This window comes from Caballeronia eucalypticola (genome assembly GCF_047608185.1).
Classification (GTDB): Bacteria; Pseudomonadota; Gammaproteobacteria; order Burkholderiales; family Burkholderiaceae; genus Caballeronia.
The window spans coordinates 25,476-46,467 of sequence record NZ_JBLKRU010000040.1 but is presented as its reverse complement, the minus strand read 5'-3'; the positions used below and the strand labels follow the sequence as shown (position 1 = coordinate 46,467).

General features: G+C 58.7%; 21 protein-coding genes and 1 tRNA gene. 16 read left to right on the top strand and 6 right to left on the bottom strand.

All coding sequences use genetic code 11. From position 1 onward, the window contains the following. Window positions 1-81 precede the first annotated feature (81 nt). The 9 genes from folP to phoR all read left to right on the top strand — a co-directional run bounded on the left by folP (window position 82) and on the right by phoR (window position 9,636). Window positions 82-1,020, top strand: a complete 939-nt coding sequence (folP, locus tag ACMX25_RS31725; protein WP_414953867.1) for a dihydropteroate synthase — start codon at window positions 82-84, stop codon at window positions 1,018-1,020. A gap of 75 nt (window positions 1,021-1,095) precedes the next feature. Next, window positions 1,096-2,454: a phosphoglucosamine mutase gene (gene glmM / locus ACMX25_RS31720; RefSeq protein ID WP_414953866.1), complete on the top strand. Its 1,359-nt coding sequence runs from the start codon at window positions 1,096-1,098 to the stop codon at window positions 2,452-2,454. Between the two features lie 377 nt (window positions 2,455-2,831). Further along, on the top strand, window positions 2,832-3,863 hold the full coding sequence (gene pstS, locus ACMX25_RS31715) for a phosphate ABC transporter substrate-binding protein PstS (protein WP_414953865.1): 1,032 nt from the start codon (window positions 2,832-2,834) through the stop codon (window positions 3,861-3,863). 84 nt (window positions 3,864-3,947) lie between these two features. Further along, window positions 3,948-4,931 (top strand): phosphate ABC transporter permease PstC, encoded by a 984-nt coding sequence (gene pstC / locus ACMX25_RS31710; RefSeq protein ID WP_414953864.1) that lies wholly within the window; start codon window positions 3,948-3,950, stop codon window positions 4,929-4,931. After that, the gene (gene pstA / locus ACMX25_RS31705) at window positions 4,928-5,824 is read left to right on the top strand and encodes a phosphate ABC transporter permease PstA (RefSeq protein ID WP_414953863.1); all 897 of its coding nucleotides are present in this window, start codon (window positions 4,928-4,930) and stop codon (window positions 5,822-5,824) included. The genes pstC and pstA overlap by 4 nt, the downstream gene beginning before the upstream one ends. 153 nt (window positions 5,825-5,977) lie before the next feature. Next, window positions 5,978-6,733, top strand: a complete 756-nt coding sequence (pstB, locus tag ACMX25_RS31700; RefSeq protein ID WP_031363387.1) for a phosphate ABC transporter ATP-binding protein PstB — start codon at window positions 5,978-5,980, stop codon at window positions 6,731-6,733. 38 nt (window positions 6,734-6,771) lie between these two features. Continuing rightward, window positions 6,772-7,476, top strand: coding sequence for a phosphate signaling complex protein PhoU (gene phoU, locus ACMX25_RS31695; protein WP_414953862.1), 705 nt, complete (start codon window positions 6,772-6,774; stop codon window positions 7,474-7,476). A gap of 60 nt (window positions 7,477-7,536) precedes the next feature. Beyond that, window positions 7,537-8,247, top strand: coding sequence for a phosphate regulon transcriptional regulator PhoB (gene phoB, locus ACMX25_RS31690; protein ID WP_299718529.1), 711 nt, complete (start codon window positions 7,537-7,539; stop codon window positions 8,245-8,247). A 75-nt stretch (window positions 8,248-8,322) separates the two neighbouring features. After that, the gene (phoR, locus tag ACMX25_RS31685) at window positions 8,323-9,636 is read left to right on the top strand and encodes a phosphate regulon sensor histidine kinase PhoR (protein ID WP_414953861.1); all 1,314 of its coding nucleotides are present in this window, start codon (window positions 8,323-8,325) and stop codon (window positions 9,634-9,636) included. Between the two features lie 48 nt (window positions 9,637-9,684). Here phoR and ppk1 read toward each other — a convergent pair whose 3' ends face one another. Beyond that, window positions 9,685-11,748, bottom strand: coding sequence for a polyphosphate kinase 1 (ppk1, locus tag ACMX25_RS31680; protein WP_414953860.1), 2,064 nt, complete (start codon window positions 11,746-11,748; stop codon window positions 9,685-9,687). A gap of 342 nt (window positions 11,749-12,090) precedes the next feature. On the opposite strand from ppk1, the gene ppx reads away from it, so the two are divergent. Further along, a complete protein-coding gene (ppx, locus tag ACMX25_RS31675; RefSeq protein WP_414953859.1) occupies window positions 12,091-13,608 on the top strand; it encodes an exopolyphosphatase in 1,518 nt (505 codons plus the stop codon). A 192-nt stretch (window positions 13,609-13,800) separates the two neighbouring features. On the opposite strand, the gene ACMX25_RS31670 is transcribed toward ppx, so the two are convergent. Next, window positions 13,801-14,634 (bottom strand): GNAT family N-acetyltransferase, encoded by an 834-nt coding sequence (locus tag ACMX25_RS31670; RefSeq protein ID WP_414953858.1) that lies wholly within the window; start codon window positions 14,632-14,634, stop codon window positions 13,801-13,803. A gap of 195 nt (window positions 14,635-14,829) precedes the next feature. Next, window positions 14,830-15,288 carry a phosphohistidine phosphatase SixA gene (gene sixA / locus ACMX25_RS31665; protein ID WP_414953857.1) on the bottom strand — a complete coding sequence of 153 codons (459 nt, stop codon included), beginning with the start codon at window positions 15,286-15,288 and terminating at the stop codon, window positions 14,830-14,832. 143 nt (window positions 15,289-15,431) lie between these two features. Between sixA and ACMX25_RS31660 the strand changes: the two genes are divergently transcribed. The 3 genes from ACMX25_RS31660 to ACMX25_RS31650 all read left to right on the top strand — a co-directional run bounded on the left by ACMX25_RS31660 (window position 15,432) and on the right by ACMX25_RS31650 (window position 17,061). Next, window positions 15,432-15,508: transfer RNA gene (locus ACMX25_RS31660), tRNA-Pro, on the top strand. A gap of 417 nt (window positions 15,509-15,925) precedes the next feature. Further along, complete coding sequence (locus ACMX25_RS31655; protein WP_414953856.1) at window positions 15,926-16,459, top strand: transcriptional repressor; 534 nt, start codon at window positions 15,926-15,928, stop codon at window positions 16,457-16,459. A gap of 368 nt (window positions 16,460-16,827) precedes the next feature. After that, on the top strand, window positions 16,828-17,061 hold the full coding sequence (locus ACMX25_RS31650; RefSeq protein ID WP_414953855.1) for a hypothetical protein: 234 nt from the start codon (window positions 16,828-16,830) through the stop codon (window positions 17,059-17,061). On the opposite strand, the gene ACMX25_RS31645 is transcribed toward ACMX25_RS31650, so the two are convergent. The 3 genes from ACMX25_RS31645 to ACMX25_RS31635 all read right to left on the bottom strand — a co-directional run bounded on the left by ACMX25_RS31645 (window position 17,024) and on the right by ACMX25_RS31635 (window position 19,204). After that, window positions 17,024-17,299: a hypothetical protein gene (locus tag ACMX25_RS31645; protein WP_414953882.1), complete on the bottom strand. Its 276-nt coding sequence runs from the start codon at window positions 17,297-17,299 to the stop codon at window positions 17,024-17,026. The genes ACMX25_RS31650 and ACMX25_RS31645 overlap by 38 nt on opposite strands. Before the next feature lie 128 nt (window positions 17,300-17,427). Continuing rightward, a complete protein-coding gene (locus tag ACMX25_RS31640; protein ID WP_414953854.1) occupies window positions 17,428-18,126 on the bottom strand; it encodes a peptidoglycan DD-metalloendopeptidase family protein in 699 nt (232 codons plus the stop codon). Window positions 18,127-18,301: 175 nt separating this feature from the next. Further along, on the bottom strand, window positions 18,302-19,204 hold the full coding sequence (locus ACMX25_RS31635; RefSeq protein WP_414953853.1) for an aldose epimerase family protein: 903 nt from the start codon (window positions 19,202-19,204) through the stop codon (window positions 18,302-18,304). Between ACMX25_RS31635 and ACMX25_RS31630 the strand changes: the two genes are divergently transcribed. The 3 genes from ACMX25_RS31630 to ACMX25_RS31620 are packed head-to-tail and all read left to right on the top strand — an operon-like array spanning window position 19,203 to window position 20,611. Beyond that, entirely contained in the window at window positions 19,203-19,556 is a 354-nt protein-coding gene (locus tag ACMX25_RS31630) for a hypothetical protein (RefSeq protein ID WP_414953852.1), read from the top strand. The two genes, ACMX25_RS31635 and ACMX25_RS31630, sit on opposite strands and share 2 nt — an antisense overlap. Before the next feature lie 7 nt (window positions 19,557-19,563). After that, window positions 19,564-19,830, top strand: a complete 267-nt coding sequence (locus ACMX25_RS31625; RefSeq protein WP_414953851.1) for a hypothetical protein — start codon at window positions 19,564-19,566, stop codon at window positions 19,828-19,830. Then, complete coding sequence (locus ACMX25_RS31620; protein ID WP_414953850.1) at window positions 19,781-20,611, top strand: undecaprenyl-diphosphate phosphatase; 831 nt, start codon at window positions 19,781-19,783, stop codon at window positions 20,609-20,611. Before ACMX25_RS31625 ends, ACMX25_RS31620 begins: the two co-directional genes overlap by 50 nt. Window positions 20,612-20,992 lie beyond the last annotated feature (381 nt).

Sequence of the window (20,992 nt, the reverse complement as noted above, 5' to 3'; positions counted from 1 at the left end):
ATGGACGTCGAACGGCGGACCGATCGGTGTACTCGGCGTACTAATAGCAACGTAGCTCCTTCATCGGCTGGCCTGACCACTATGCAGTCTTCACCTCTCCCGAACGGGCATCGCGCCATTGCTCAGCCGCTTCAATGCGGCCGGTTCACGCTGACTTTCGAGCGCCCGTTGATCATGGGCATCCTCAATGTCACGCCGGATTCGTTTTCTGACGGCGGTCGTTTCGTCGCGCGCGACGCCGCGCTCGTGCAGGCCACTGAGATGATTCGCGACGGTGCCGACATCATCGATATTGGCGGCGAGTCGACCCGTCCGGGCGCGCCGCCAGTCCCGCTGGACGAGGAGCTTGAGCGCGTGATCCCGGTAATCGAAGCGTTGCGGTCGGCGGGCGTGCCGCTTTCCATCGATACCTACAAGCCAGCGGTCATGCGCGCCGCGCTTTCCGCCGGCGCGGATATGGTCAACGACATCTGGGGCTTGCGTCGTGAAGGCGCGCTTGAGGCTGTCAAAAACAGCACGTGCGGACTCTGCGTCATGCATATGCTTGGCGAGCCGCAAACCATGCAGATGCATGAGCCTGTGTATCAAGACGTCGTGGCGGACGTGCGCGAATTCTTCGAGGAACGGCTGCTTACGCTGACGGCGGCCGGAATCAGCGCGGAGCGAATCTGCTTCGATCCCGGTTTTGGATTCGGCAAGTCTGTGATCGATCATAATTACACTTTGCTGGCGCATTTCGCCGAGACCCGGCCTGCGAATTCGTGCGTCCCGTTGCTGGCTGGCATGTCGCGCAAGTCGATGCTCGGCGCCGTGACCGGGCGAACGCAACCGGCCGGGCGTGTGGCGGCGAGCGTGGCGGCGGCGGTTTGTGCGGCTGAGCAAGGCGCGGCCATTGTGCGCGTGCATGACGTCGCGGCGACTGCCGATGCATTGAAGGTTTGGCAGGCGATGCATGCTGCCGACCGTTCAAGTCAAAGGACGAGTCCGCTTGACTCAATGACCGACATGACGAAGGCATAGCCATTGCGGTTGGCCCAACACATTTGAAGTTCACAGTTCGCGCTCAATTTTTTGCGCAAGGATAAAAACGAAACGATGGCACGTCGATATTTTGGAACAGATGGTATTCGGGGGAAGGTCGGCGAAGCTCCGATCACGCCTGATTTTGTGTTGCGGCTGGGCTATGCAGCCGGGAAAGTGCTGGCGGGCGCCGATCGATGGGCGCAGCGCGGCAGCCGTCCGACGGTGCTGATCGGCAAGGACACGCGGGTGTCGGGGTACATGCTGGAAGCAGCGCTGGAGTCGGGTTTTTCGGCCGCAGGCGTCGACGTCATGCTGGCCGGCCCGATTCCGACGCCGGGCGTCGCGTACCTGACGCGGGCCTTGCGCCTCGCGGCGGGCGTGGTGATCAGCGCATCGCATAACCCGTACTACGACAACGGCATCAAGTTTTTTTCCGCCGATGGCAACAAGCTCCCGGACGAAGTCGAGTTGCAGATCGAGGCGCAACTTGACGAACCCATGTCCTGCGCACCGTCCGAACTGCTGGGCAAGGCTCGCCGGCTGGACGATGCTCGCGGCCGCTACATCGAATTCTGCAAGAGTACGTTCCCGGCCAGCTTCGATTTGCACGGTCTCAAGCTGGTGGTTGATTGCGCTCACGGCGCTGCGTACGACGTCGCGCCGCAAGTGTTCCACGAGCTTGGCGCGGAAGTGGTGACGATCGGCGTGTCCCCGAACGGCTTCAATATCAATGATGGCGTGGGAGCAACCGCGCCCGATGCGTTGGTGCGAGCGGTCAAGGAGCATCGTGCGGATATCGGTATTGCGCTCGATGGCGATGCGGACCGCCTGCAGGTCGTCGATGCCTCAGGACGGCTCTACAACGGCGACGAACTGCTGTACGTGCTGGTGAAGGATCGCATTGCGACGGACGGGCGCGTGGACGGCGCCGTCGGCACGTTGATGACGAACATGGCGGTCGAGGTCGCGCTGAAGCAGGCGGGCGTGCAGTTCGTGCGCGCCGCCGTGGGCGATCGCTATGTACTCGAGAAACTGCGTGAGAACAACTGGATGCTGGGCGCGGAGGGGTCGGGGCATATCCTGTCGCTTGACCGGCATTCCACGGGCGACGGCATCGTTTCGGCGCTCCTCGTGCTCGCGGCAATAAAGCGCGGCGGCAAGCCGCTCGCCGACCTGCTCGACGGCATCAAGTTGTTCCCGCAGAAGCTCATCAATGTGCGCATGAGTCCCGACGCCGACTGGAAGAGCAGCAACACGATCAAGCAGGCGATCAAGGACGCCGAGCGCGCGCTCGAATCGCATGGCCGGGTGCTGATCCGCGCGTCGGGAACGGAGCCGGTGCTGCGCGTGATGGTGGAAGCTGCGTCAGAGGCGGACGCGGTCGCGCACGCAGAAAGCATTGCGAAGGTAGTGAAGGACGCGACGACTTAAGCGTCGCAAACGATTGAAGCACGACCAGAGTACCGAAAACGCCACGGTTTGCGCCGTGGCGTTTTTTTTGCATTCAAGTGATTGCGGATGCCTGTTCCAGGTATCGACGTCTTTAAAAGAACGAGCGATCCAAAAAATCACGTCAATTGGACCGCAAGATTACGCGGCATTGTGCGGCTGAAAAATAATTGAAAGAAACATGGCCGAATCGGCTCAACAGCGGTCCCATCAAGCCTTGGTGGGCTAACTTCTGAACTTTAAACTTTCGTTACCGTAAGCCCGTTGTCACGCTGGCTTCATCATTCGTCATCGGACTGTCACATTGAGCCCCTATCCTTCGCGGTGTCGAGCCACTTGCTCACAACCCTGGAGATCACATGAAATTGATGCACACCGCGCTTGCAGGCATCGTCGGCGCAATGTTTGCGATGTCAGCTCAAGCTGCGGACATCACCGGCGCGGGCAGTACCTTCGCTGCACCGATTTACACGAAATGGGCCGATACGTACCAGAAGTCGGGCGGCGGCAAGGTTAACTACCAAGGTATCGGTTCCTCGGGCGGCATCAAGCAAATCATCGCGAAGACGGTGGATTTCGCTGGCTCGGACGCACCGCTGAAGGACGACGAACTGGCCAAGCAGGGGCTTTTCCAGTTTCCGACAGTGGTTGGCGGCGTAGTCCCGGCGATCAACGTGCCGGGTATCAAGGCAGGTGAGATGACGCTGTCGGGTGAAGTTCTCGGCGACATCTACCTCGGCAAGATCAAGAAGTGGAATGACCCGGCTATCGCCGCACTGAATCCGAAGCTGAAGCTGCCGGATACGGACATTGCTGTCGTGCGCCGCGCTGACGGTTCGGGCACGAGCTTCATCTGGACGAACTATTTGTCCAAGGTGAACGCCGAGTGGAAGAGCAAGGTCGGTGAAGGTTCGACGGTCAACTGGCCGACAGGCACGGGCGGCAAGGGCAACGACGGCGTCGCCGCGTTCGTTCAGCGTCTGCCGGGTGCTATCGGTTATGTGGAATGGGCGTACGCTAAGCAAAACAAGATGACGTACGTCGACTTGAAGAATGCAGCGGGCGCAGTGGTCGAGCCGAAGACGGAAACGTTCAAGGCTGCAGCAGCGAGCGCAGACTGGTCGAAGTCGTTCTATCAAATCCTGACGAACGAGCCGGGCAAGGACGCATGGCCGATCGTAGGCGCAACCTTCGTGCTGCTCCACACGACGCAGGACAAGGAAGCACAAGGCGCGGAAACGCTGAAGTTCTTCGGCTGGGCGTTCAAGAACGGCACGCAAGCAGCGAACGAACTCGACTACATCTCGTTGCCTGATTCGGTCGTTGCCGAAATCGAAACGCAGTGGAAAGAGAAGGTCAAGGACGCGTCGGGCAAGGCAGTTGCGCAATAAGTTTAGTAGCACGTAACCAAGCTTCTGGCTTTTCTGTCCGTATTGCCGCGCGGCATCCGCCGCGCGGCCCTTCCGAAGGTTCCCATGTCGGACATCAACCTCGCATCGACTCCGCCCGCCAGCCGCGCTCAACGCGCTCCGGGTCGTCTCGGTGATATCGTTTTCGGTGGGCTGACACGGCTTGCCGCCGTCGTCACGCTGCTGCTGCTGGGCGGCATTATTGTGTCGCTGATCATAGCGTCACTGCCTACGCTTCAAAAATTTGGCCTCAGTTTCCTGTGGCGTTCCGATTGGGATCCACAAACCGATAGTTTCGGCGCGCTCGTGCCTATCTACGGCACCATCGCTACGTCCATCATTGCGTTGATCATCGCCGTGCCCGTGAGCTTCGGCATTGCGCTGTTCCTGACCGAGCTCGCGCCCGCGTGGCTGCGCCGGCCGCTCGGCGTGGCAATTGAGCTGCTGGCCGCGATCCCGTCGATTGTGTACGGCATGTGGGGCCTGCTGGTGTTCTCTCCCATCTTCGCAACGTATTTCGAAAAGCCGCTGGGCAGCGCGCTCGGGAACGTCTGGTTGATCGGCCGCTTTTTCCAGGGACCGCCTATTGGCATAGGCATTTTGTGTGCCGGTGTGATCCTGGCGATCATGATCATTCCGTACATCGCGGCCGTGATGCGCGACGTGTTCGAAGTCACGCCCGTGCTGCTGAAGGAATCGGCATACGGCATTGGCTGCACGACCTGGGAAGTGATGTGGAAGATCGTGTTGCCGTTCACGCGAACCGGTGTGATCGGTGGCGTGATGCTCGGCCTTGGCCGCGCACTCGGTGAAACCATGGCGGTGACTTTCGTGATCGGCAATACCAATCTGCTCGATAACGTCTCGCTGTTTTCGCCAGGCAACAGCATTACCTCCGCGCTTGCGAATGAGTTTGCTGAAGCGAGCCCGGGCCTGCATACATCGGCGTTGATGGAACTGGGCTTGATCCTGTTCCTGATTACGTTCATCGTCCTTTCACTGTCCAAACTCATGTTGCTGCGCCTCGAAAAGTCGGAGGGTGGCAAGTGAACCGGTCAACTACTCCATTCCCCGGTTCCGGTAATCCGGAGCGGGAAGAAGCCACGCGCATCAAGTTGCAACGGCGCCGTCGTGGCAAAAACGTGGTCGCGCTGGTGTTGTCGCTGGCGGCCATGGCGTTCGGCTTGTTGTGGCTCGTGTGGATTCTGTTCACCACGGTCAAGCTCGGCATTGGCGGTATGTCGATCGAACTGTTCACGCAGAACACGCCTCCGCCCAACACCGATGGCGGCGGTTTGCTGAACGCGATTGTCGGCAGCTTGATGCTCGTGCTGCTCGCAACTTTTATTGGCACGCCGCTTGGGATTCTCGCGGGCGTTTATCTCGCCGAATACGGCGACAAGCGCTGGCTCGCCAGCGTGACGCGCTTCATCAACGACATCCTGTTGTCGGCGCCATCGATTGTGATCGGCTTGTTCGTGTATGCGCTGGTAGTCGCGCAAATGGGGCGCTTTAGCGGCTGGGCCGGCGTGATCGCGCTCGCTTTGCTGCAGATTCCCATCGTGATTCGCACGACGGAAAACATGTTGCGGCTCGTGCCGAACGCGCTGCGTGAAGCGGCCTTCGCACTCGGCACGCCGAAGTGGAAGATGATCTGTTCGATCACGCTGAAGGCGTCGGTGAGCGGCATTGTGACGGGCGTCTTGCTCGCCGTTGCACGCATCACCGGTGAAACGGCGCCGCTGCTCTTCACGGCGCTGTCCAACCAGTTCTTCTCGTGGGACATGAATCAACCGGTGGCCAACCTGCCCGTCACGATCTACAAGTTCGCGATGAGCCCGTTCCCACAATGGCAAGCGCTCGCGTGGGCCGGCGTGTTCCTGATCACGCTTGGCGTGCTCGGTCTGAACATCCTGGCACGCACGATCTTCTCGAAAAAATAAGGCGGAAATCATTCCATGAACACAGTCGCAAGCGATGTAAGCGCTAAAAGCGCTAATCCGGCCGCCGGCAGTGACAATTCCGGCGCCCCAGTCGAACGCGGTGCAGCGCCCGGCAGCTTCAAGCCGACCCATCACGCGCCGCCGGTCGGATCGATGAAACCGAAGATCGAGGTGAACAACCTCAACTTCTTCTATAACAAGTTTCATGCCCTGAAGAACATTAACCTGCGGATTCCTGAACATAAGGTGACTGCGTTCATCGGTCCGTCGGGATGCGGCAAGTCCACGCTGCTGCGCACGTTCAACAAGATGTACGCGCTGTATCCGGAGCAGCGCGCGGAAGGCGAGATCCTGATGGACGGCAACAACCTGCTCGATACCAGCCGCGATATCTCGCTGCTGCGTGCACGCGTGGGCATGGTGTTCCAGAAGCCGACGCCGTTCCCCATGTCGATCTACGACAACATCGCGTTTGGCGTGAAGATGTTCGAGCAACTGTCGCGCTCGGAGATGGACGACCGCGTGGAGTGGGCGCTGACGAAAGCGGCGCTGTGGAACGAAGTGAAGGACAAGCTGCAACAAAGCGGCTATGGCCTCTCGGGTGGACAACAGCAGCGCCTGTGCATTGCACGCGGCATTGCAATTCGCCCGGAAGTGCTGTTACTCGACGAACCGTGTTCGGCACTCGACCCGATTTCGACGGGACGCATTGAAGAATTGATCGCCGAACTGAAGGACGATTACACGGTCGTGATCGTCACGCACAACATGCAGCAGGCGGCGCGTTGTTCGGACTACACTGCTTACATGTATCTAGGCGAATTGATTGAATTCGGCGATACGGAAAAGATCTTCATCAAGCCGTCCCGCAAGGAAACGGAAGACTACATCACTGGCCGGTTTGGTTGAGAGCATAACGGGCTAAAAAAGGACTTCAGGGAGCACATATGTCCGATAAACATTTGTCGAGCCAGTTCGACGCCGATCTGAATGCGGTGTCATCGAAGGTGCTGGAAATGGGCGGTCTGGTCGAGTCGCAAATCATCCAGGCCATGCAGGCGCTCAATACGTTCGACATGGATATTGTCGAAGCGGTGGTGCTCGCCGAGACGCGCCTGAATACCATGGAAGTCGAGATTGACGAGGAATGCAGCAACATCATCGCGCGCCGTCAGCCGGCTGCGCGTGACCTGCGTTTGTTAATGGCAATTTCGAAAACGATTACGAATCTCGAGCGTGCCGGCGACGAAGCCGAGAAGATCGCCAAGCGTGTGCGACGCATTAATGAAGATGGCATGGGGCGTAACGTCAATATCGCGGAGATCAAGTTGTCGGGCGAAATGGCGGTATCTATCTTGCGCCGTGCATTAGATGCATTCGCGCGTCTGGATACGGTCGCCGCGGCGCAAATTGTTCGCGACGACAAAGCCATCGACGAAGAATTCCGTGCGTTCGTGCGCAAGCTGGTCACGTACATGATGGAAGATCCGCGCATGATTTCGGCGGGCCTCGATTATCTGTTCATCGCTAAAGCGGTCGAACGGATTGGCGATCATGCAAAGAACATTGCGGAGTTCATTATTTACATTGTGAAGGGAACGGATGTCCGCCATGTGTCGCGCGATCAACTCGAACGCGAAGCACTGAGCTGATGCTTTTCTGATCCCAATGTTGGTTGTTTAACTTACGCGAAGAAGGTTACAGAGGTGCCGATGCCCAGCAGCATTCTCGTTATAGAAGACGAACCCGCGATTTCCGAATTGATTTCGGTGAATCTGCAACACGCGGGCCATTGCCCCATTCGTGCTTATAACGCGGAACAGGCGCAAAACCTGATCAGCGATGTCTTGCCCGACCTGGTGCTTCTCGACTGGATGCTGCCGGGTAAATCCGGTATCGCCTTTGCGCGGGAATTACGGGGCAACGAACGCACGAAACATATTCCGATCATCATGCTTACTGCCCGCGGCGACGAGCAGGACAAGGTGCTCGGACTAGAGATTGGTGCGGACGATTATGTGACGAAGCCGTTTTCGCCGAAAGAATTGATGGCGCGAATCAAGGCGGTATTGCGCCGGCGCGCGCCGCAATTAACGGAAGACGTGGTCGCAATCAATGGCCTGCGTCTCGATCCGGCCACTCACAGGGTGGCGGCGCATTCAAACGGTCATGGCAGCGACGATATCAAGCTCGATCTCGGACCGACCGAGTTCCGCTTGCTGCATTTCTTCATGACGCACCCCGAGCGCGTGCATAGCCGCACACAATTGCTGGATCAGGTGTGGGGCGATCACGTATTCGTGGAAGAGCGGACGGTGGACGTGCATATCAAGCGTCTGCGCGCCGCCCTGAAGCCCGCGGGTTGCGATGCTATGATTGAAACGGTTCGTGGCAGCGGTTACAGGCTAGCCAAGAGCGCTTGATAGAGTGCACGACAAGAGTCAATGAGACCCGCGACCAATCGTGGTCGCGTGGTAATAATCTCGATCCGCTAATTCATGAATATCATCTGGACGCGTTCTCTCGTGTCCCTCGCGTTGCTCGCGGTATTGAGCGGGATCGTCGGCGCGCTGTTCGGAGTGCGCGCCGGACTTTGTTTCGCGCTGGTCATGCTGGTTCTTCAAACCCTCTTCACCACCTTTCATACGCAACGCCTGTGGCGCTTGCTGGATGCGCCCGTGTATGGCGAAGTCCCGAGCGCACCCGGCGTGTGGGGCGAGATTTATTATCGGCTGCATAAGCTTGCGAAGCGCTGGCATGCCCAGGTGCGTCAGGTCGAGCAGCAGCATTCACGGTTTATCCAGGGTATCCAGGCGTCGCCGAATGGCGTGGCCATGCTCGATGACAGCGACCAGATCGAGTGGTGCAACGCCATTGCGGAAACCCATTTCGGGCTCGATGCAAAACGCGATTTGCGCCAGCACATTACGCATCTCGTGCGTCAGCCCGATTTCGTTCGTTATCTCGCTTCGCAACATTATGAGTCGGTGCTGGTCATGCGCGGTATGGGGCTGAACCGGCAGCATGTATTGTCGGTGCAAATATTTCCCTACGGCGAAAACCGCAAACTGATTCTGACTCAGGACATAACGGAACTGGAAAGAACCGATTCCATGCGCCGCGATTTTGTCGCGAACGTTTCGCACGAGTTGAAGACACCGTTGACGGTGTTGTCCGGCTTTCTCGAAACCATGCGCGAGTTGCCGCTAAATGAATCCGACCGGGCGCGATATCTGGAGATGATGGAGCAGCAGTCGTCGCGGATGCAGAACATTGTGCGCGACTTGCTTGTGCTTGCGAATCTGGAAGGCGATGTCAAACCACCGAGCGACGATGTTCTCGATATGCGCGCAGTACTGCGCCATCTTGAAGAGGACGCCGATAATCTTTCGAATGGCCGGCATCGAATCACATTCGATGTTGATGAAGCGTTGACGGTGTCCGGTTCGGAAACGGAAATTGTGAGCGCGCTCGCGAATCTGGTGACGAATGCAATTCGTTATACGCCGGATGGTGGAACGATTGATGTCTCGTGGCAGCGCGTTAAAGATCGCGCAGTGTTTTCAGTGCGCGATAGCGGACTCGGTATTCCGCCCGAACATATTCCCCGTTTGACCGAACGGTTTTATCGTGTGGATAGAAGCCGCTCGCGCGATACCGGTGGTACGGGCTTGGGGCTTGCAATCGTCAAGCATGTATTGCAACGCCATCTGGCCGATCTCGAAGTCAAGAGCGAGGAAGGGCGGGGAAGCACCTTCTCGGTCAAGTTTTCGGCTGCCCGTACGGCGATGAGAAAATCGATCGCGGCTTGAATCGTGGCTTCAAGGGGAAGGCGGCTTATAACGCCGCCAGTCAGTGCATCAAGGGCAGAACTTCGCGAGCAGGCCCAGTTGAGCATTGCGCATCGACTTGCCCGGACGTCGCCGCTTGTAATGCCCATCGCTTTGCATGAGCCACGCCGACTGGTTGTCGCCGAGAAATACGGACAACCCTTCCGCAATCACGCGCCGTTTCAGGCGCCGGTCGTTCACCGGAAACGCCACTTCAACGCGCCGGAAGAAGTTGCGGTCCATCCAGTCCGCACTCGACAAATACACCTTCTCTTCTCCGCCCGCGTAAAAATAAAAGATGCGGTGATGTTCGAGAAAGCGTCCAACGATAGATCGCACCGTAATGTTCTCGGAGAGATCTTCCACACCGGGTTTTAACGCGCAGACGCCACGCACGATCAAGTCGATTTTCACGCCGGCTTGCGACGCTTCATACAACGCGATAATCACGGTTGGTTCGAGCAACGCGTTCATCTTCGCGACAATCCGCGCTTTCTTTCCCGCGCGCGCGTTGTCGGCTTCAGCACGAATGGCTTCGATCAAATTCGGATGCAGCGTAAAAGGCGCTTGCCAAAGCTGATGCAGGCGTAATTCGCCGCCGATGCCGGTGAGTTGCTGGAACACGTGATGCACGTCTTCGCAGACTTCCTGATCCGAGGTCATCACGGCGAAATCGGTATAAAGACGCGCCGTACGCGGATGATAGTTTCCCGTCCCTAGATGCACATAACGCCTGAGCACCATCTTGCCGTGCTGCGAGACACGCCGCACGATCAGCATCATTTTCGCGTGGCATTTGTGGCCGACCACGCCGTACACCACATGCGCGCCCACCGCCTCAAGTTGCGACGCCCAGCTGATATTGGTCTCTTCGTCGAAGCGCGCGAGCAATTCCACCACGACGGTCACTTCCTTGCCGTTGCGCGCGGCTTGCATCAGCGCGTCCATCAACGGGGAGTCCGTGCCGGTCCGGTAAATTGTTTGCTTGATCGCGACCACTTGAGGGTCCTTGGCCGCCTGCAGCAGCAACTCGAGCACGGGCTGAAAGCTCTCGTACGGATGATGCAGGAGGATATCGCCCTGGTCGATGGCATCGAACATGTTCGACGCTGCTGCAATCGCCTTCGGCACCGCTGGAATGTGCGGCACGAACTTCAGGTCCGGCCGGTCGACCATCTCGGGCAACGGCATCAGGCGCACGAGATTCACGGGCCCGTTCACGCGATAACAATCGCGGTCGTTCAGTTCGCTCTCGTCGAGCAGGCGCCGGATCATGTGCGGCGGCGTTTCCGCCGACACTTCCAGTCGCACCGCATTGCCCAGATGCCGCGCGGGCAGTTCGCCCTGCAGCGCCACGCGCAGGTTGGTGATTTCGTCTTCATCGACGAACAATTCGCTGTTGCGCGTGATGCGAAACTGGTTGCAACTGCGCACCATCAAATGCGGAAACAGCGCGTCGACAAAACGCTGCATCAGCGAGCTCAACAGCACAAAACCGTGCGGATAGCCCGACAGCGCCTCGGGCATGCGCACGAGCCGGGGCAGCGCGCGCGGCGCCTGCACGATGCCCATCATCGCCTGACGGCCGAACGCGTCCTTACCTTCCAGCTCGACCACGAAGTTCAGGCTCTTGTTCAGCACGCGCGGAAACGGATGCGCGGGATCCAGGCCGATAGGCGTGAGCACCGGCAGCAACTCGTTCTGGAAATAATCGCGGGCCCAGTCGGTCTGCGCCTCGCTCCACGATTCCACGCCATGAAAGTAGATTCCTTCGCTTTCCAGCGCCGGAAACACGGTGCTCTGAAGCATCACGTATTGCTGATGGACCAGTCGATGCGCACGTTCGACGACGAGGTCGTACACATGCTGCAGCGACATGCCGTCAGGCGAAAGCGAGCCCGGGTTATCGCGCATCTGTTCCTGCATGCCGGCCACGCGGACTTCGAAGAATTCGTCCAGGTTGCTGCTGGTAATACAGATGAAGCGAAGCCGTTCGAGTAACGGAACGGCGGTATCGGCGGCTTGCGACAATACACGTTCGTTAAAACCCAGAATGCCCAGTTCGCGATTGAGAAGGGGATAGCGTAAGGACATCGATAGTATTGGCAGTCAAAAAAACAGAATGTGCAAGGATCGCTCGGAATGGTTCACAGTATGATGACGTTTTTGTGAAATCGCCGTGTCATAAATCTACCGCAGGGCTCAGGTAAGGTTGATTCTGGCAAGGTTCGCCCTGCGTTGCGTCCTGTTTCGTATAACAATCGAAAGCGGATTCATCGGCGCAGTTTGCTGCACTGGATTGTTTGCAAGACCAGCACAGTCGTCCGCTTGGACTTAAAATTGGCGCGCTGCTGCGGCGCGGCGTGTTCCAATGCTGCCCGACCGTTGGAGCGATAAGACGCCAGCGGGCACAACCCTACGGAACCTGGAAAATCGATGGTCAACCCCCCTCATCTTTTGGCAGCCGTAGATCTCGGATCGAACAGCTTCAGGCTGATCGTCGGGCGCGTCGAGGAGACGCCTTCCGGCAGCCCGATCTATCAGGTCGACGCGCTACGTGAACCCGTGCGGCTTGCGGCGGGATTGTCACGGGACAAATTCCTTGACCGGGCCTCGCAACTGCGCGGCTGGGATGCATTGAAACGGTTCGGCGAACGGCTGCGGGACTTCCATCCCGACCACGTGCGCGCGGTCGCGACCAATACATTGCGCGTCGCCAAGAACGCCGACGAATTCCTGGCCGAAGCGCAGAACGCGCTTGGTTTTCCTATTGAAGTAATTGCCGGCCGCGAAGAAGCGCGCCTTATTTATGCGGGCGCTGCGCATTCAGTGCCGGCAAGCGCGGGCAAGCGGCTGGTGGTGGATATCGGCGGGGGATCGACGGAATTTATTATCGGCTCGCACTATACGCCCATCCATATGGAGAGCCTGTATATAGGCTGCGTGAGCCATAGCCGGCAGTTTTTTGCAGCCGGTAATGTTGATGAATATTCCATGCGGCAAGCCGAACTCGCCGCCAAGCGCGAAATCGAGATTATCTCGAGCGAATACAAACAGACGGGCTGGGATCAGGCAATTGGATCGTCGGGTACGGCGCGCGCGTTAGCCGAGTTGATCGAAGCGAATGGTTTCAACGATCCCGGCATCACACACGGCATTTCGCGTGGCGGCCTGGAACGGCTGAAAAGAGCGCTGATCAAGGCCGAGAACGTGAACCGGCTGAAGTTGATCGCGTTGAAGGCTGACCGAATTCCGGTACTCGCGGGCGGCTTGTCGATCATGCTCGGCGTGTTCGAAGAACTGGGCGTTGATTATGTCGATACCACCGACGGCGCGTTGCGACTCGGCGTGCTCTACGACCTGCTGGGACGCACGCAGCACCAGGACATGCGCACGGTCACGGTGGAAGGTTTCAAGCGGCGCTATGCGGTGGACGGCGAGCAATCAAACCGGATTGCCGAGCTGGCAATCAGTTTCTATGAACAACTCGAAGGCGGCGATACAGATCCGGAACGGCGGATAGAAAATCGCATGTTCCTCGGATGGTCGGCGGCATTGCACGAGATCGGGCTTTCTATCTCGCATAGCGCTTATCACAAGCATTCCGCGTATATCGCGAGTCATGCGGATATGCCCGGGTTCTCGAGAACCGATCAGGCCCGGTTAGCCGGCCTGGTGCTGGGGCATGTCGGCAAGTTGGGCAAGCTTTCGCAGGCTCGCGATGTCGACTGGACTTTGCTGTTTTGCCTGCGGCTTGGGGCGCTGCTTTGCCGGCGGCGGGCCGATGTCGGGTTTCCGGCTATCCAGGTCTCGCAAGCCAACGGCGGGTTCGATGTGCGCCTGCCCAACGCGTGGGTCGCACTGAATCCGCTCACTGACTACAGCCTCGTTCAGGAAGCGGCTGAGTGGGAGAAGATCGGCAAGCCGTATCGGGTGGTATATACGGGTGTTTGAGCGTTCCTGAGATGAGGCGATGGCTTCTTTAGGTCATCGCCTTTTTTCAGCGCGCCTAAGTAGTACGGACTTCGAAGCTTTTTCTTGCGCTTGAATACTTGAATAAAAGCGCAATCGCGCCAGCAGGGTTGGTTGATCGGTATATCGCTGGCGCGCCTGGTCTCTTCTGCTGTCTATTGCTCGTCGACGCTGTCAGTCGGCCATGAAGTGGCGCGCGTAACGATCCCCAATCTCCGATATACGCAGCAACGTCAAAAAGTCCGCCGTGTTGAAATCGGGATCCCATGCCGGCGCGCCGCAGATTTTCGCGCCCAGGCGCAAATAGCCCTTCAGCAAAGGCGGTGGCGCTACCGTGGCGCCGGTCCGCAGTTCCTGCACCGGCAACGGCGTATGCGCAAATGCCCGGTATTCCGGCGATGTTAGCGCTTCCTTCTCCAGGCCCTCGTACAGATCTGCAGCGTAATGCCCGCCGTCCGCCATCGCGACGCTGGCGCAACCCAGCATGGTCTCGTAGCCGTTCTGCTTCATGTATGCGGCCAGGCCGCCCCACAACGACATGATCACGCCACCGCTGCGGTAGTCCGCATGCACGCACGAGCGGCCGAGTTCCACCAGCTTCGGGCGCAAGTGCGCGAGACGGGAGACATCGAATTCGCTCTCGGCATACAGGCGTCCGGCGCGCGCCGCCTGATGCGGCGGCAGGACGCGATACGTTCCCACTACCTTCAACGTGTTCAGGTCGCGGACCAGCAAGTGGTCGCAATAGGCATCGAATGCATCGACGTCCAAGCCCGCCGGACCCTTCAGTTGTGCGCCCATTTCGTCGGCAAACACGCGGTACCGAAGACGCTGCGCTTCACGCAATTCAGCTTCGGAATGCGCCCACGATACCCGCAGCCGATGTTGCCCCGTTACCGTCTCCGCCGCGCTCGGCAAGTGCCGGCAGAATTCGCTAACGTTCGAGCCACCAGACCCGCTCAGTCCATTCGATGTGCTCAATGAAGCGAGCGTCGTCGATTTCTGCATTGGCAACCCCCAAGTGGATTTGGCTGACGTATTAATGTCAGCCAATGTAAGTATTCCGAATGACGCTCGCATGGCGCGACCATGACGATTCAATGAAGCGTCACCGCGAAGCCACGGGTTTGCCGCCTTGGGGGGCTGTTTCTGCTGTTGCTGCTCTTGTTTCGGTTGTTACTGTCGACTAGCTACACGCTACACCTACAACAAGTCGGGGCTTGTCACTGCACGCAGCACGACTTGATCGTCGCCCGCGCGGGAGCGTTGCTGGAACCACCAGATGCCGCTTTTCTTCAGGGTCCATTCGGCTTCATGGCCGGTCATCAGCGATGCCGCGACGCGCCCGAGAGTCGGTTGATGTCCGACGACAACCACCGTTTCCGCGACGCCGCGCGGCCACTCCGCTGCATCCAGCACGGCCTGGGCGCTGCCGCCTGGCGCCAGTTCCTTCACCACTCGATACTGGTCGCCAAAAGCTTCCATCGTCTGGATCGTGCGGGTGGCGGGGCTGACGAGAAACACTGCATCGTCGCCTAAGCGGCTCTTCAGCCACTTCGCCGCCGCCTGAGCCTGCTTCATGCCGCGCGGCGTCAGTTGGCGCGCGAGATCGCTCGCTGCCTGGTCTTCTGCTTCGGCGTGACGCCAGAGAATGAGGTCCATCGAATGTCTCCTTTTGGGTGGTGCGTAAGATTTGCAATGTGGACTGGTCGCCGCTGCGAACGTGCTATGGCGTTGGGCTCAATATGGCATCCAATAGTTTCGATTGCGCGGGTTCAGGTAAAACGCTATCATCTCGTTCTTGTCGGAGCGTAGCGCAGCCTGGTAGCGCATCTGATTTGGGATCAGAGGGTCGAAGGTTCGAATCCTTTCGCTCCGACCACGTTTCAAATGAAGGGGTCACGAGTTTAACTCGTGACCCCTTTGCCTTTTCTGGCGCGGCTTTTATGTGCCAGGGGCATGGCCGCCCAGCGTTGCCGTTCCGTCGCAAATTCCCGATATCGTTTAATCTTCTGCGTTCACCCTTCGTCTTTGTACCTGAACTTTATTTCCGGGCCGTCCATGCCGCGTCTTGCTGCTTTGCTACTCTGCTCCCTGGTTTTGTCTGCTTGCGCCGACGCAGCCGTGCCTCACCACTCACCACCGCAAGATCCGCCCGATTACAAAGGCGTGCCCACCGATACCACGCCGCCCGTCATGATCATCGCGCCGGCCGCGCCTGAACAGCCGCAATAACGCTGTATTCAGCCGCCACGATGGGGCCCGGCTTGGTCCTCATGCCGCAGCGTATAATCCGTCTATGAACACGCCCGCCAACGACACCCCGTCTCACGCCCATTCGTCCGCCGACGCGCTTCAGGCGGCGGTCACGATGGCCGACGATTATTGTCGCGAGCGGGGTCAGAAACTCACGCCTATTCGTCGCACCGTGCTTGAATTGCTGCTGGCGTCGGGCCGCGCGACCAAAGCTTATACGCTGCTCGACGAAATGCGGGCAGCGCATCCGAACGCGTCGCCTCCGACGGTGTATCGGGCGCTGGATTTCCTGCTGTCGGCGGGGCTGATTCATCGGATCGAGTCGATCAACGCGTTCACCGTCTGTCACGACCTCACGCATTGTCAGCACGGCGTGCTGATCGTTTGCCAGCAATGTGGCCGCGTGACCGAGTTGCAGCAGCAAAAGCAGTTGCGTCAGAGCCTGATGTCGCAGGTCGAGGCGAGCGGGTATCGGCTGGCGGGGGACGACATTGAGTTGAAGGGGATTTGTCCTGCATGTCAGGCCGCTGAAGATCCCAGCGCGCATCAGCACGATCACAATCACGCATCACATTGATTTTCACGCACGACGTGTAAAACCGTAGCGTGCAAAAAAGGCCGTTTCCAACTTCAATTGGAAACGGCCTTTTTTATTATGTCTGAGCGAAGCTCCGATGCGGGCACACCGGGGCTTCTGACCCACGAAGACTGTTCGCGCAGAAAGTCGCAGGCTGAACGTATTCTAGAGCGCACCAATCGGGCTGATTGTGATCACTTGTATCAACGCGTAACCCAATGTGCACAGGGCGTTTCAAGGGATCAAGCCTGTCTGGTCAACGAAGGCCACGGCACGTAATTACTACGCAAACGACCAACATGCCGGCGTATTAAGCGAACTTCTTGCCGCAAAGGTATGATCCCAATTCCTGAGTTCGATTCCCGATCATGACCTTGTTCTGGATTTTCCTCGCCATCTGTCCAGTTGCGCTGGGTTCACTGGTCGTGTTTTCCTCGCATATCGACCCGTTGTCCGGCCGGTGGCGCGGCGCACAACTGCTGGGTTCGCTGGATCCGCGAACAAACCTGGCGGTGGGTGAACAACTGGCGCGCGTTGGCCGTTCGATCAAGAAACACACAGACGTTATTGCTTGCAGCGAATCACCATCGACCGGTTCTTGACGTTCGCGCCGAAAATCCCGGCCACTGTTCCACCCGATGTCGCGCCGTTATCGACATCCTTCGACACCACGTCGTAGCCGTACGAACCGCACATCTCGCCCGCCTTCTTGTAGCATTCTCCCCAGCTTGTACTCGCGTCGCCACCGCTGCAATTGATCGCAAAGCCGGTGTCGCCGGACGGCAGATAGGTCCTCTTCGCCGAGTCGGCGCAGCCAGCGAGCGTCAGCGCAGCCGCCATTACCGCAACCGTCGCGGCTACTTTTCCAAGCGTCGTGGCGCAAATTTGTAATTTCATCGATTCTTCCCTGTGTTTAGTTGGGCACGCCCGTGTTCGTCGAGCGTGCCCGTGTTCAATTGAGCGGCGCGTCAGCGGGCCGGCAGGTAGCGCGATGGGTCGATCGAACTGCCTTTGTAACGCAATTCAAAATGCAGCATCACGCGGTTCGTGTCGGTGTCGCCCATTTCCGCGATGGGTTGCCCTTGCGTAATGCTCTGGCCCTCCTTCACGAGCAGCGCGCGGTTATGCGCGTAGGCGGTCAGGTAGTCGGCGTTGTGCTTCACGATCAGCAGGTTGCCGTAACCGCGTAACCCGTTCCCCGCATAAACGACCGTTCCTGCAGCCGCCGCGACGATCTGCGTCCCGGCCGTGCCGGCAATGTCGATACCCTTCGAACTCTTGCCATCGAAACCGCGGATCACGCTGCCTTGCGTCGGCCAGATGAGCGAAATGCTGCTGGCCGGCGTCACCAATGCGGACGACGATGGCGACGAATCCGATGGTTGCGTGCTGCTTGTGCGGGCCGGCGGGGCCGATGTCCCGGCCGGCGTCACGCTTCCCGCCGGGGGCGCCACACGCAACACCTGGCCGACTTCGATCGCGTTCGGGTCGGTGAGATTGTTCCAGCGCGCGATGTTCGATACCGATGTCCGGTTCGTCCGCGCCACCTTCGACACCGTATCGCCCCGTTCAACTCGATAAAACCCTGGTCCGACCGGCGCGGAGCCGCACGCGGCTAGCACGGCGACCAATGACACGCAGGTCAGCCGTCGAATTATTTTTAGCAAACCCAAAACCTCGTAAAGCGCCGCACAAACCGACAACGCCGCGGCAAACAAACCAGGACGCGTATCGGCGAAATGTCCGATTTTACCGTCCCGGCGTCGCTGCCCTCAGAAGCGGCCCACGCGGCCGGCTAGTCGCCGCTGGCTGAACGGCTTTCTGAGCTGCTTCTTTTCCGTCTCAAACCGGCGAAATGGTCATCCGCAGTGACGCCGTTTCGGTCTTCCCCGGCGCGAGCCACCGCAATCCGCGGCCGTTGTGGATGGCATCGGGAAGGCCGACCCACGGCTCGACGCAGTAGAAATCCGATGTGGGCGCTTCCGTCCAGGTCGTCACCGAATACCAGGGTACCGAGTCGGGGCGCTGCAAGTCGAAATTCACCGCGCGCCTCAAACCGGGCGTGACCAGACGAACCGGGTGATCGGACGGACCGGTAAAACAATGGAATCGATCCAGGATGTTCGCGTCGTCCAGCGCATAGCGCGCCGCGCCCGCTTGCGAGTCAGAAATGGCGCCGTCGTCGAGTTGCCGGCAAATCTCCGTACGCGGCAATTCCAGGCTGCTGATGCCGCGCTGGTCGTGCGGCAGGACAAAGTAGAAATGATGACCCGCGTAGTAGGGCAGCGGCACCTCGCCGGGATTCGACGTGGTGAGCTCGACGTCTAGCGTCACGGCGTCGACCAGCCTGTATGCCGCCTCGAAACGAAACGCGAACGGATAACCCTGGCGCGTGAAATCGTTGTCCACGAGCGTCATGCGCACGCCGTGGCCGTCGGCGTCTTTGCGGTGCTCGAATGGCAGGTTGCGCGCGAAACCGTGCATGGGGAGCTCGTGCACGACGCCTTCCGGATCACGCCACTTACCGATCTCGCCATCGACGAAATGGCGGCCGAGAAACGGGAACAACAATGGATTGCCGCCGCGGATCTTGACGAAGTTGGACCAGTCCGGCGCGGCAGGCCAGAAAATGACGGGCTCGCCGCCGACGCGCCACGTCATCAGCCGTCCGCCCGCGCGCGGCGCGAGTTCGAGAGCGGCGTCATCGAACGTGATTTCCAGGATGTCTTCAGGCTGGGATGACATGTCGATTGTCTCCTTGATTAATCGGCAAATTGCGGTGGGCAAACTGGGCGGACGAAGAGTATTCGAATGTGCAACGAACAAACGGTCTGCTGCAACGGGCGGCTCAATTCTACGGGGAAACCCTTTTGGGGAAATTGCGACTGACACAGCTGCTTTCATTGCCTTGATAATGCAAGCACGATGTAACGCGCATGAAACATCTTTCGACCTTGACGTGTCTGTGTCTCACACCGATCAAGTGGCCCTGCCGAACGACGAGGATGATATGGATCTGGCGATGATGTTTGGAGTGTTTATTTTCGGCACGTTCGGCGCCGGTACGCTGCTGTTTTTATACAAGGTGCGACCGTGACGCGGATGTGAAGCAGTCAAATAAAAAGCCCGTTCTTACAACGGGCTTTTTTTATTATTACGTATATATTTATTTATCCAAACGATTTGCTTTCGATAACGAAAGGCATTACGCAAAGCTTGGCGCTGCTTTTGGTGAACGGCATAATCGGCCCGGTTTGCTTGGGGCGTTGCTGCACCGCCGCGGCTATGTGCCTGCCGCCAATAACGAAAGAGGATCGACGCGTGACTTTGTGGTTTCTGATTTTTCTGAGCGTACTCCAGGGTGTGACTGAATTGTTCCCGGTCAGCAGTCTTGGACATACGCTCCTGGTGCCCGGCCTGATCGGGATGCACATCGATAAACACGCGCCGCAGTTGTTGCCGTTCCTGGTCGCGTTGCACCTGGGCACGGCGCTCGCGCTGCTGTGGTATTTCCGCAAACGCTGGATTGCGCTGATCAAGGGGTTTATCGGCTCGTTGCGCGGACGCCAGAACGCCGATGGGCACATGATGTGGGCGCTGATCATCGGCACGATTCCGACGGGCATCGTCGGACTGGTGCTTGAAAAGCGGCTTGAGGCGCTGTTCCACGATCTGCGAATCGTCGCGGCGGCGTTGATGGTGAACGGCGTGCTGTTGTGGGTCGGCGACCGGTTGACGCGTGCGCGTGCCGAGCGTGCGCCTGAAGACCTCACGTTCAAGCAGGCGTTCCTGGTTGGTCTTGCGCAGATTGGCGCGCTGATTCCAGGATTTTCGCGCAGCGGCTTGACGATTATCGCGGGCGTCGGCGCTGGAATGAGTTCCGAGAAAGCAGCGGAGTTCTCATTCTTGCTAGGTACGCCGATCATCTTCGCGGCTGGCGTGCTTGAATTGCCGAAGCTGTTCCACGCACCGGATCAACTCTTCGATGCCCTTCTAGGCGGCGTGTTGACGGGAATCGCGGCGTACTTGAGCGTGCGTTTCCTGATGCGTTACTTCGAAGGCCGCGGCCGCCTGGCGGCTTTTGGGCTGTATTGCGTGGTCGCGGGCGCGTTCTGTCTTGGCTGGTTCATGTTGCATCAGCAACCGGTTTAAGGGTTTTAAAGCGCGTTGGAGGATGCGAGGCCCCGGAATGAGGCCTCGCATCCTTTCGATGAGGTAAAATCCCGGATCATCTGCATTGCGGCAGTAGCTCAGCTGGATAGAGCATCGGCCTTCTAAGCCGAGGGGCGGGGGTTCTTATTGGGGGTAGCATTCGGGCGCATGTTGGAATTGCCGGCGACCGTTGTAGGGCCTGCCTAGCGGCTGAGTATTACATTTGCATGTTGAGTTGAGTTTAAGAGACGTTTTGCCGCTGCGGGTGTCTTCGATTGCAGAGTGTCTACCCGCCGACCTCGTCTCGTAGGATTGCGTTGGCTTGACGCTGATTCGCGGCGATTACTTTTCGACGTTCCTGCTTAATGGGCAAAGTTCAGT